Origin of the sequence: Microcystis sp. M061S2, from assembly GCF_020245605.1 — a bacterium.
GTDB lineage: Bacteria > Cyanobacteriota > Cyanobacteriia > Cyanobacteriales > Microcystaceae > Microcystis.
Genome location: NZ_JADBUP010000020.1, coordinates 50,167 through 62,509 on the forward strand (window position 1 = coordinate 50,167; position 12,343 = coordinate 62,509).

At 45.6% G+C, this 12,343-nt stretch carries 9 protein-coding genes; 6 read left to right on the forward strand and 3 right to left on the reverse strand.

Going from position 1 to position 12,343, the window contains the following annotated elements:
- Positions 1-486: 486 nt before the first annotated feature.
- From IM475_RS04105 to IM475_RS04115, 3 genes are all read left to right on the forward strand, one after another.
- Positions 487-1,470 carry a succinate dehydrogenase/fumarate reductase iron-sulfur subunit gene (locus IM475_RS04105; RefSeq protein WP_271935202.1) on the forward strand — a complete coding sequence of 328 codons (984 nt, stop codon included), beginning with the start codon at positions 487-489 and terminating at the stop codon, positions 1,468-1,470.
- A gap of 73 nt (positions 1,471-1,543) precedes the next feature.
- A complete protein-coding gene (locus tag IM475_RS04110) occupies positions 1,544-2,545 on the forward strand; it encodes a CsgG/HfaB family protein (protein ID WP_287726772.1) in 1,002 nt (333 codons plus the stop codon).
- Positions 2,546-2,764: 219 nt separating this feature from the next.
- Positions 2,765-3,727, forward strand: a complete 963-nt coding sequence (locus IM475_RS04115) for a protochlorophyllide reductase (protein ID WP_159254004.1) — start codon at positions 2,765-2,767, stop codon at positions 3,725-3,727.
- Between the two features lie 73 nt (positions 3,728-3,800).
- On the opposite strand, the gene gltS is transcribed toward IM475_RS04115, so the two are convergent.
- Together gltS and dnaK are read right to left on the reverse strand one after the other, a co-directional pair.
- Complete coding sequence (gene gltS, locus IM475_RS04120; RefSeq protein ID WP_287726773.1) at positions 3,801-5,009, reverse strand: sodium/glutamate symporter; 1,209 nt, start codon at positions 5,007-5,009, stop codon at positions 3,801-3,803.
- Between the two features lie 138 nt (positions 5,010-5,147).
- Positions 5,148-7,052, reverse strand: a complete 1,905-nt coding sequence (dnaK, locus tag IM475_RS04125) for a molecular chaperone DnaK (RefSeq protein ID WP_287726774.1) — start codon at positions 7,050-7,052, stop codon at positions 5,148-5,150.
- Between the two features lie 360 nt (positions 7,053-7,412).
- Between dnaK and IM475_RS04130 the strand changes: the two genes are divergently transcribed.
- Positions 7,413-8,594: an RtcB family protein gene (locus tag IM475_RS04130; protein ID WP_287726775.1), complete on the forward strand. Its 1,182-nt coding sequence runs from the start codon at positions 7,413-7,415 to the stop codon at positions 8,592-8,594.
- 113 nt (positions 8,595-8,707) lie between these two features.
- On the opposite strand, the gene IM475_RS04135 is transcribed toward IM475_RS04130, so the two are convergent.
- Positions 8,708-9,472 carry a YebC/PmpR family DNA-binding transcriptional regulator gene (locus tag IM475_RS04135; RefSeq protein ID WP_287726776.1) on the reverse strand — a complete coding sequence of 255 codons (765 nt, stop codon included), beginning with the start codon at positions 9,470-9,472 and terminating at the stop codon, positions 8,708-8,710.
- 214 nt (positions 9,473-9,686) lie between these two features.
- Here IM475_RS04135 and IM475_RS04140 point away from each other — a divergent pair, with 214 nt between their 5' ends.
- Together IM475_RS04140 and IM475_RS04145 are read left to right on the forward strand one after the other, a co-directional pair.
- Positions 9,687-10,172 (forward strand): pentapeptide repeat-containing protein, encoded by a 486-nt coding sequence (locus IM475_RS04140; RefSeq protein WP_287658637.1) that lies wholly within the window; start codon positions 9,687-9,689, stop codon positions 10,170-10,172.
- Positions 10,173-10,324: 152 nt separating this feature from the next.
- Positions 10,325-12,256 (forward strand): transglycosylase domain-containing protein, encoded by a 1,932-nt coding sequence (locus IM475_RS04145; RefSeq protein WP_287726777.1) that lies wholly within the window; start codon positions 10,325-10,327, stop codon positions 12,254-12,256.
- The last annotated feature ends 87 nt before the right edge of the window (positions 12,257-12,343 follow it).

Consider the following 12,343-nt stretch of genomic DNA (forward strand, 5'->3'; position numbering starts at 1 on the left):
TTTACACTGACAAATTGATCATACCAAAAATCTTGCCAAAAATGTCTAGAGGGGAATAATAAATTTTTTAAAACTGATGGTTCGGTGATGACAATCGTGCTAAGAAGACCCCGGACTAGGTAGTAAGTGTAAACCTTGTGGGGGAGAGGAAATTTTTGGTTAAGACTCTCGCAATTTTTGGTCGGGTGCGAGGAAAACAGGGAGGAGAAAGTGAGGACATAAAACCGATCAAGCTATACCGAGCAAGGAATTGAGAAACTATACTTGTGGTTGTAGTTGGCAAAAAACTAATGACCCAGAGCAGTAAATCCGGGGTGATTAAACTGTTTTCCATCGACTTGCCCATCTATCATTAGGCCTAGATACCCACTCCTTGGCTAAACCGACCGGGAAAATCTTAAGGATTAATTACCATTACTAGCTCCCCTTTGGCCCGTTAACATCGATTATCCTGAGTATTAGGAGTCCCTCATCCCCGTGCCGAGTATGGAAGTTTCTTTTAAAATTCTGCGTCAACGACCCAACGACACCCCTTACCTAGAAAATTTTACCCTAGAGGTGGAGGCGGGAAATACAATTCTCGACTGCCTTAATCGCATCAAATGGGAACTTGATGGAACTTTGGCCTTTCGTAAAAATTGCCGCAATACAATTTGTGGCAGCTGTGCGATGAAAATTAACGGTCGTTCGGCCTTGGCTTGTCAAAAAAATATCGCCAGTGAATTAAACCATTGTAGCCAAAAAGATGCCGGAGAAATTCCCGAAATCACGATCGCCCCTCTGGGTAATTTACCAATTATCCGGGATTTAATCGTCAATATGCAACCGTTTTGGGACGATTTAGAAAAGGTTGAACCTTATATTAGTAGTCAAGCACGCACCATTCCCGAACGAGAATTTCTGCAAACTCCGGAAGAAAGAGCCAATCTCAATCAGATGGGTAACTGCATTATGTGCGGGGCCTGTTATTCGGAATGTAATGCCAAGCAAGTGAATCCCGATTTTGTCGGTCCCCACGCTTTAGCAAAAGCGCAGCGCACCCTAGCAGATTCCCGCGATGGTAATCAGGAAAGTCGCCTAGAACTTTATAACCAAGGCACCGCCGGGGTTTGGGGTTGTACCCGTTGCTATTTCTGTAATGCGGTTTGTCCCATGGAAGTGGCCCCCATGGATCAGATTAGTAAAATTAAACAGGAAATACTCGCTCGCAAGTCGGCCGATAGTAGTCGTCCCATTCGTCACCGAAAAGTTTTAGTGGAATTAGTCAAAGCAGGGGGATGGGTTGATGAACGCCAATTCGGACTCTATGTGCTGGGCAATTATTGGCGCGATTTACAGGGTTTATTAAGTATTGCCCCCTTGGGATTGCGGATGATTGCTAAGGGTAAATTTCCCACTTCCTTTGAAGCTTCCGAGGGAACCGAGGAAGTGAGAGGTTTAATTACTGCCATTCAAAATTCTCGCTCTTGATCACTCTCGATAGTTAGAGCAATTTTCAGATGTATTATGATCTATATTCTATTTGACTGGAGAACCCCTTATCATGTTTGATCGAGATAGTATCCGTGGTTTTTCTGCCCTGCTCACCCTTGTGGGAGTCGCTTCTAGTTTGGGTTTTAGCTTCAACGCACCGGCTTTCTCCCAAGCTATCTCTAACGATTTACCTTTACTATTAGCCCAAAAAAGCGAAAAGGTGCGAGTAGCGGTTTTAGACTTCGATTATAGCGGTCTCAGTAATCCCCAGTGGTTAACATTTCTCAATGGTGGGGCCAGTGGTGTCAGTGATATTCTCGTCAATAAATTGGTGGAAAGTGGTCGCTATACAGTCATTGAGCGCAGTCGCATTGATGCTGTCCTCAGAGAACAGAATTTGGGAGCTTCGGGACGGGTAGATGCCGCTACCGCCGCTCAAATCGGGCAAATTTTGGGGGTAGATGTGGTGATTATCGGTTCGATTACCCAATTCGATTTACAAAAAAAACAATCTGGTGGCTCGTTTATTATTTTTAGCACCGCCAAGACAGAAACCGATGCTTTTGTCAAGTTAAATGTCCGGGCAATTAATACCACCACGGCCGAAATTATTACCACCGCTCAGGGAGATGGTACTGCCAATCAATCCGATGGTTCAACCGTGGTTTTAGGCGTTGGGGGTGGTTCCCAAACCTCCAACGAAGGGAAATTACTCAGTATTGCCACCGATAAGGCAGTGGCGCAGGTGGTGGATAATCTCAACAATAAAGCCGACCAAATCGCCGCTACACCTCGCTCGCTCCCGACTGTCACCGCTTTAGTGGCTGCCGTGGCGGGAAATCAGGTAATTCTCAATAAAGGTACGGGAGAGGGTTATCGTGTTGGTTTACGCATTTCCATCGAAAGGACGACTCAAACGGTCAAGGATCCCCAAACGGGTAAGGTTATTCGTCAGATTACTCAACCGATTGGCACTCTCGAAATTGTCGAAGCTGATGGTCAATCTAGCGTCGGTCGCATCATTACCGGTAATGGTTTTAAAATCGGTGATTTAGCTAAACCGATTCGTTAATTGGGGAGGTGGGAAAGTGGGGAGTGGGAAGATCGGTAAACTTAAAACTCAAGTCTGATCACTGATCACTGATAACTGATCACTGATAAGTGAACACTCACGAAAATTTGAAGTTATGTAAAGCGAACCTGGGGGTCAGGTAAGACAACCGATAGAATTTATGATTGGAATCCCTTGGATATTCCCTAGACCAGAGCGATTAACGAAAACTATCAAAAAATGGTACAAGATCAAAAACCCACGGTGATCATTACTGGGACAACTTCTGGAGTCGGTCTCTACGCCGCTAAATCCCTTGCTCAAAGAGGTTGGTTTGTGGTTATGGCCTGTCGGGATATCCCGAAAATGGAACAGGCGGCCAAGGAATTGAACATTCCCCGGGATAACTACTGTATTGAATTTATCGACCTCGGTTCCCTCGATAGCGTCCGGCGCTTCGTCAAAAATTTCCGGGCCTTGGGCAGATCTCTAACCGCTTTAGTCTGCAATGCCGCTATCTATCTGCCTTTGCTCAAAGAACCCTTAAGAAGTCCCGACGGTTATGAATTGAGCATGGCCACCAATCATTTAGGTCATTTCCTGCTCTCGAATTTGCTCTTGGAAGATCTAAAAAATTCTCCCTCTCCCGACCGCCGTTTAGTCATTCTCGGCACTGTCACCCATAATCCCGATGAATTAGGCGGTAAAATTCCTCCTCGTCCCGATTTGGGCGATTTAGAAGGGTTTGCCAAGGGTTTCAAAGAGCCGATTACTATGGCCGACGGCAAAAAATTTGAATCGGTCAAAGCCTACAAAGATAGTAAGGTGTGTAATGTTCTCACCATGCGGGAACTGCACAAACGCTATCACGAATCCACCGGAATCACTTTTACTTCCCTCTATCCGGGTTGTGTGGCCGATACACCCCTTTTCCGCAACCATTACCCCTTTTTCCAGCAGTTTTTCCCCTGGTTCCAGAAAAATATCACCGGTGGCTATGTTTCCCAAGAATTAGCTGGGGAAAGAGTCGCTATGGTGGTTGCTGACCCCGAATACCGTCAATCTGGCGCTTACTGGAGTTGGGGCAATCGTCAGAAAAAAGAGGGTAAATCCTTTGTACAAAGGGTTTCTCCTCAAGCTCGCGACGATGAAAGAGGCGCAAAAATGTGGGAATACAGCGCTAAATTAGTCGGATTAGCCTAATTTCTGATTTTGAGCCTGAAAAAGGACACAAGGTAACTTGTGTCCTCAATAATCACTTGATCGGTAAAAATTTTTAAGTCAGAAAATTCAAAAATTGCTGGATGATAAAAGCATTAAACAAATCAATAAAAAATGCCCCCACCAAAGGAACAATAATAAATGCTTGGGGAGAAGCCCCAAAATTTTCCGTTACCGCTGTCATATTGGCGATAGCTGTGGGAGTTGCCCCTAGAGTTAAACCCAAATAACCGGCGCAAACTACTGAAGCATGATAGTTTTTTCCCATTAAGGGAAAGACCAGTAAAACAGTATAAATAATACTGAGTGAGAACTGCACTAATAACAGGATAGCAATCGGTCCGGCCAAATCGATCAATGTCCATAATTGTAAACTCATCAAGGACATAGATAGGAATAAACCGAGACTAACATCAGAAATTAAGGCTAAAGAGGACGTATTAGCGGGCCAAGGAAAGCGTTTCAATAGCAAAGGTACGGTATTAGTCAGGATAATTCCTGCCAATAAACAGGTGACAAAATCTGGTAATTTTAAACCAAGCGTAGTTACCCAGTAGTTAATCTGATTACCTAAACCGATAGTTAAACCAATTACCAAGATTGAATGGAGCATTGTATTGTAATCGATATTGACATTCCTCTGGCTTTGTTTAATTCCCACCGTTAAATCTTGGTCTTGATTATTGGATCGCAGTCGATTTCTAGTAATTAACCATTTAGCCACCGGTCCGCCAATAATTCCCCCTAAAACTAGCCCAAAAGTAGCACTAGCTACACCGATTTCTGATGCTTTGGCGATGCCATAATTATCACGAAAAATAGAAGCCCAAGCAATGGCAGTCCCGTGACCCCCACTCAAAGAAACGGAACCAGCAATCAAACCGATGGGTAAATCCAATCCCATCACTTTTGCCACTCCTAACCCAGCTAAATTTTGTAGAATGAGATAAACCACGGCGGTTATTAATAAAATTAGCAAGGGTTTCCCCCCTTGCAGCAGGGTTTTTAGTTTTGAGGACAGCCCGATAGTAGTAAAAAAAACGATTAACAGGGCATCCCGAACATTAAGGGTAAATTCGATTTGCCATTTAAAAACAGCAAAAAATAGACCGAGAAATAAGGAAGCTAAGACACCACCAGCAACGGCATCAGGAATGTTATAATCTCGCAGAAATTTGATATTTTTGGTTAAATACTTACCGAGATAGAGGACTAGAATAGCCATAATAATTGTCTGGCGTTGGCTAAATTGGTAAATTTCCATTTTCTTAATCTTAGTTCTCCAAGATGCTCTACTTAAGTTTAGTCCTAATTTTCATTAACAACCTTATCTGTAAGAAAGCCGCAACGAAAAAAGGACACAAGTTACCTTGTGTCCTTCCCGAAGCTAGGAACTTAATTTTTATTTAGCGTCGGAGAATTCCGCATCGATGACATCATCGCCGCCACCAGCACCACCAGAGGGGCCATTGTCATCATTGCCACCGGTGGGATTACTAGGGGCCCCTTGCTGATACATACTGCTACCGATCGCGTAGAGGGCTTGTTGTAATTCCGGTAGGATGGTTTTGATCTTACCATCATCGTCTTGAGCGATCGCTTCTTTCAGATCTTTAATCAATGCCTGGGCTTTATTTTTCTCAGATGGAGGAACCTTATCGCCCAACTCGGCTAACTGCTTCTCAGCTTGATAAACGAGGGAATCAGCTTGATTTTTGCGTTCAATGCGTTCGCGACGTTCCTTATCGACCGAGGCGTTCGATTCTGCCTCATTAACCATGCGTTCCACTTCATTTTGGGGCAAGGTAGAAGCGCCGGTGATGCTGATCGATTGTTCTTTTCCTGTACCTTTATCCTTAGCGGTGACATTTAAAATACCGTTAGCATCGATGTCGAAAACCACTTCGATTTGAGGCACACCACGAGGAGCGGGAGGGATGCCATCGAGTCGGAAAGTTCCCAAACTCTTGTTATCTTTGGCCATTTCCCGTTCCCCTTGCAGGACGTGGATTTCCACGTTAGTTTGTCCATCTACTGCCGTGGAGAAAACTTCCGATTTTTTGGTGGGAATAGTGGTGTTGCGGGGAATAATCCGCGTCATCACACCGCCGAGGGTTTCCACACCCAAAGACAGGGGCGAAACATCAAGCAGAAGAATATCTTTGACTTCACCGGCGAGGACACCACCTTGAATAGCGGCACCGACGGCTACCACTTCATCGGGGTTAACGCTTTGGTTGGGATCCTTGCCCAGAACTTTTTTAACTAATTCCTGGACGGCGGGAATCCGGGTTGAACCACCGACGAGAACCACTTCATCGAGGGCAGATTTATCGATTTTGGCATCACGGATGGCATTTTCGACGGGAATCCGACAGCGATCAATTAAATCGGCGCAAATTTCCTCAAATTTAGCTCTGGTTAAAGTGGTATCTAGGTGTTTTGGTCCTTCGGCGGTAGCGGTGATGAAGGGCAGGTTAATTTCCGCTTGGGTAACGCTAGAAAGCTCAATTTTGGCTTTTTCTGCCGCTTCCGTGAGACGTTGCAGGGCTTGTTTATCTTGACGGAGATCTATTCCTTCAACTTTTTTGAATTCTCCGGCTAAATAATCAACGATTTTTTTATCGAAGTCATCACCACCGAGATGAGTATCTCCAGAGGTGGCGAGAACTTCAAAGACACCATCACCCACTTCTAGAACCGATACGTCAAAGGTTCCCCCACCCAAGTCAAAAACAAGAATGGTTTCGTTAGCTTTTTTGTCTAATCCGTAGGCAAGAGAGGCGGCAGTGGGTTCGTTGATAATGCGGAGAACGTCAATCCCAGCAATTCTCCCGGCATCTTTGGTGGCTTGACGTTGGGAGTCATTAAAATAAGCGGGTACGGTGATGACTGCTTGGGTAACGGTTTCGCCGAGGTATTTACTGGCATCTTCCACCAGTTTCCGCAGTACCTGGGCGGAAATTTCTTCGGGGGCGAATTGTTTGCCCTGGGCGGGACAGTCTAATTTAACGTTGCCGTTGCCGTCTTGGAGAGTTTTGTAGGATACTTCTGTGGCTTCGTTGGTAACTTCGTTGAATTTCCTGCCGATGAAGCGTTTGACGGAATAAAAAGTATTTTGCGGGTTCATTACCGCTTGACGTTTGGCGATTTGTCCTACTAGGCGATCGCCACTTTTGGCGTAGGCTACGACTGAGGGCGTGGTTCTAAATCCTTCGGCGTTGGCGATAACGGTGGGTTTGCCCCCTTCCATAACCGCGACGCAGGAGTTAGTCGTCCCTAAGTCAATTCCAACTACTTTTCCCATAATCTTTGTGCTGCTCCGATACAACTATAGTGACTTCTAGAATCGGAACTGTACTCGGTTTTTAGGCGATACCCACCCCTATCAGTTCCTTCGTTATCTCTATAGTGCAAAATAACCCCGCTTTCTCGATAGTGTAGGTATCCGAACCTTTTTGGTAGTATTACAGTAGTCGGTAAACCTGCGGTGAAAGTCAAAAATTCTCCCGGAGGGCAGTCTGAACGAGTAATTTAGATAGTCAACAGCTTATCCTCTGTGCTCAAACACGATCACTGATAACAATTTATCTAATTCATCGCAGAATCTCAATTGCCTTATTGTCTTAGTTACATCGGCTTTTTACCTGATTATTTCCTAACAACTATGGCTTACGAAACTCTGGATATTTCCACACCGACACCGATTTTATCTTGGGCGGGGCATGAATTAGGACCCCAAGAAACCCAAATGGCCAAAAATGTCGCTTCCCTACCTTTTGTTTATAAACACATTTCTTTAATGCCCGATGTTCACTTGGGTAAAGGCGCTTTAGTCGGTTCGGTGATTGCCACCAAAGATGCCGTAATTCCTGCCGCCGTCGGAGTCGATATTGGTTGCGGCATGGCTGCCCTAAAAATGCCTTTTACTGGCGAACAATTGCAGGGAAAACTCAAAAAAATTCGCCTCGATGTAGAGGCGAATATTCCCGTCGGTTTTGCGGAAAATAAAGAAGTGGATCGGGAAGTAACTAAATGGCCAAAATGGGCGGAATTTAAACAGATTCATCGAGGCGTGCAGAACCTAGAGAAAAAAGCCCTTAAACAAATGGGTTCTCTGGGGGGTGGTAATCACTTTATCGAAATTTGTTTAGATACAGACAATCAAGTTTGGTTAATGCTCCATTCCGGTTCTAGAGGTATTGGTAATCAACTGGCCCAATGTCATATTGATACGGCCAAAGAGTTAGCAAAACTAGCAGAAGGTAAATTACCTGACCTCGATCTGGCCTACTTTGTTGCCGGTACAGAAGAATTTGCCGCCTACTGGCATGACCTACAATGGGCGCAGGAATATGCCCGTTATAATCGGGAAATTATGATGGCTAGATTTAAACGCATTGTTGAAAAACATCTAGCGGGAGGCAAACCAACTAAACCCCTCTTAGTAGTTAATTGTCATCACAATTATGCCGAAAAAGAAATTCATTTTGGGGAGGAGGTTTATGTCACCCGAAAAGGAGCCGTCCGCGCCAGAGAAACCGATTATGGTATTATCCCCGGTTCCATGGGAGCGCAATCTTATATTGTCAAAGGCAAAGGCGAACATAATAGCTTCTGTTCCTGTTCCCACGGGGCCGGGCGCTTGATGTCGAGAAATCTGGCTAAAAAAACCTTTACTCTTGATGATTTAATCGCCCAAACCCAAGGGGTTGAATGCCGCAAAGATGAGGGCGTTATTGATGAGATTCCGGGGGCCTATAAACCGATCCAAGAGGTGATGAATCAACAGGCGGATCTAGTGGAAATTGTCGCCACTCTCAAGCAGGTGATGTGTGTCAAAGGTTAACAAATCATGGCCAGAGCGATCGATTTTTACGGAACCCGAATTTTTACGCGATTTTGGGGACAGATTATCTCTTGATCAGGCCCAGAATCAGTGAGCAGTCTAGGAATTTAGGATCACAGATCCACTAACATCAACTCCTCGACTAAATCAAAATTAGCCGTTACCGATTGCACATCATCGAGGGATTCTAGGGTGTCGATTAACTTGAATAAAAAACGGGCCTGTTCTCGATCGCTCACTTCTAGGGTATTAGTGGGAATCCAGCGTAATTCTGCTTCTTTGACCTTAAATCCCGCTTCTTGCAGAACCTTATTCAATTTCTCCAGGTTAGACACCTCAGTAAAAACTTCTGCTCCTTGACCTTCCTCCTCACTGTCAAAAAACTCGTAGGATTGGGCCTGGCCCTCTAGGGAAGCTTCTAAAAGCTTATCCTCATCAATAGTTCCCTCAAGGCGAATTACGCCCTTATGGTCAAACATCCAGCCCACACAGCCCGTTTCACCTAAATTACCGCCATTTTTGCTAAAAGCCGCCCGCAGATCCGCAGCCGTGCGATTGCGATTATCGGTCAGTGCTTCGATCAGGATCGCCACACCCCCGGGACCATAACCCTCGTAGCGAATTTCCTCAAAAGCTGAGTCATTTTCCCAAGTTCCCGCCCCTTTAGCGATCGCTCTTTCGATATTGTCATTAGGAATACCGGCCGCCTTGGCTTTTTCGATCGCCGTGCGTAGCTGAAAATTGCCCGCCGGATCAGGAACACCGTTACGCGTAGCCACGATAATGGCCCGGGATAACTGGGTGAAAGTTTGCCCTTTTTTGGCATCAACCCGGGCTTTTTGTCGTTTAATATTTGCCCATTTACTATGACCAGCCATATCTGTCTAAGATATCCAACATCAAAAATCTAGCAGATCGATCGCCCTTGGTAAATCTGGGGATAATTGTCAACGAGTGCAGGGTAATGATAATAAATCCTGTGTAGAAACTATAGGGGGGCGGCCAGTTCGAGCATTTGTACTAAAATTCCCGATAGGCGGTTTAAATCCAGTACAGCTTATTATAGAAAAGGTTGATTGATCAGGTGGCAATATGGCGCAATTTTCTCGCAAAACTCTACTAACCTTGTTTGCTAGTATATTAGTATTATTATTCTCTGTGGCTCCGGCCCAAGCGCTAAGTTATAATAACCGCAATTTGACCGATAACGACTTTGCGGGGCAGGATTTGCGCGATTCCACCTTCGATCACTCTAATCTGCGCGGTAGTAACTTTAGTCATGCCAATCTAGAAGGAGTGCGCTTTTTTTCTGCCAACTTGGAGGGGGCCGACTTTAGCGATGCCAATATGAGAAATGTGGATTTAGAATCGGCCCGTTTAACCAAAGCCAACTTTACCAATGCCGTTCTCGAAGGAGCTTTCGCCACTAACATTTTAATCAAAGGTGCAATTATCGACGGGGCCGATTTTACCGATGCAATTATTCGCTCGGATGTGGAAAAATATCTTTGTGAGAGAGCGACGGGAACTAACCCAGTAACTGGCAGAAATACCCGCGATACCCTATTTTGTCCCTAATCACGCTGTCATGACCGATCGAACTAGAGCCAGATCGGCCATAATTGCTGTAAGCTAGTATTCGATTTTTTAACAAAACCTTTAGAATAGACTTTCAAGTCAGTCAGTTCGATCGATCAGTCCCCTCTTGGAAAAAGGAAATTGTAACCATCGTGTCCACCAGTACCCTCGGCAATCAAGACAAAGAGCAGAAACCCAGTAGTGACTCGGATAGCTTTTTCCAAGGAGTCTCTAGAGTCGCGGGGGGAACTGTTCTCGGCCTGTTGATGGTATCCACGGCCGTGGTGACTGGGGCTGTGGTAGGATTGGCGATTAGTTACCGCAATCTACCCGATGTGAGGATTTTACGCGGTTACGTCCCCACGGAAACCAGTTATATCTACGATGTTAAAGGCAGACCCCTGACCAGCTTACACGGGGAAGCGAATCGGGAAGTGGTGGAACTCGATCAAATCTCTCCCAATCTGAAACGCGCAGTGATGGCGATCGAAGATAGCCATTTTTATCACCATCGTGGTATTAATCCTAATAGTATCGGCCGGGCAGTAGTCGCTAACTGGAAAAGTGGCGGTGTGGTGGAAGGTGCATCTACTATCACCATGCAGTTAGTCAAAAATATCTTTCTTTCCCATCAGCGCACCGTTAGCCGTAAATTAGCCGAGGCGGTCCTGGCAGTACGAGTGGAACAGGTTTTTAGCAAAAATGACATTCTGGAAATGTACCTCAATAATATCTATTGGGGTCATAATAATTACGGAGTGCAAACCGCCGCTAAAAGTTATTTTAATAAACCCGCCTCCGAGTTAAATTTAGCAGAATCGGCGATGATGGCCGGATTAATCCAAGCGCCGGAAGTTTATAGTCCTTTTAATAATTATAAAACCGCCAAGGAAAGACAGGCACTGGTTCTCAGTCGGATGCGTAGCTTAGGTTGGATTACCCCCGCACAGGAAGAGGCCGCTTTCAAGGAACCTCTGAAACTGGGTAAACCCACCGCTTGGCAAGAAAGTAAATTACCCTACGTTACCGATGCAGTGGTGGCAGAATTGCGGCAAAAATTTGGCAAAGAAACCCTAACTAAAGGGGGAATGCGGATTCAAACTACGATCGATCTCGACTTTCAAAACATGGCCGAGTCCACCATCCAAAGGGCCTATAATAGCTTGCGTCGTCGCGGTATTCGCACCAAAGACCTACAAATTTCTCTAGTCGCAGTGGATCCCCGCACCCATTTCGTCAAGGCGCTCGTCGGTGGTGTTGATTACAATAAAAGTCAATTAAACCGGGCCATTCAATCCCGTCGTCAACCGGGGTCAGCTTTTAAACCCTTCGTCTATTATACTGCCTTCGCTAGTGGTCGTTTTACCCCCGAAACGGTAGTTAATGATTCTCCCGTCCGTTTTCGCGAGGCTGGCGGCTTCTATAGCCCAAAAAACTACGGTGGCGGCTTTTCTGGTCCGGTTTCCCTGCGTAGCGCTCTGATGCAGTCTCTGAATATTCCCGCAGTTATTCTCGGTCGTCGCGTCGGGATCAATAAAGTCATTGAAGTCTGTCGTCTGCTGGGTTTCGAGAGTCCTTTAATTGCCGTCACTTCTTTACCTTTGGGATCGGTGGATGTGACTCCTCTGGAAATGGCGGGGGCCTACGCTACTTTTGCCAGTAATGGCTGGCATTCTAAGCCTACCTTTATCATGCGTGTTACTGATAGCCGGGGTAACGTCATGCTCGATAATACACCCAAACCGAAGCTAGTTTTAGACCCCTGGGCCACCGCTTCCCTCAATTCTGTCCTACAGGGAGTTATTCAAGGGGGAACAGCAACCTCGGCTCAAATCGGTCGTCCGGCAGCGGGAAAAACCGGTACTACCGATAACGAGAAAAATGTCTGGTTTGTCGGTTATGTTCCCCAATTAGCCACCGCAGTGTGGATTGGAGATGACCAAAATCGCACTTTAGGTAAAGGTATCACCGGTGGCGGTTTTGCCGCTCCCATTTGGCGCGATTTCATGGCACAAGCACTCAAAAATGAACGGGTAGAATATTTTCCTTCTCCCTCCAAATTCCGCAAACCAACAGTTAAGTAGATGGTTAATCTAATTGGTTTGATCGTAATTTATCGATCGAGTAAAGGTGGCTAGGTTTTTGTAAGAGCGCCAATTCAAAAATGAAAC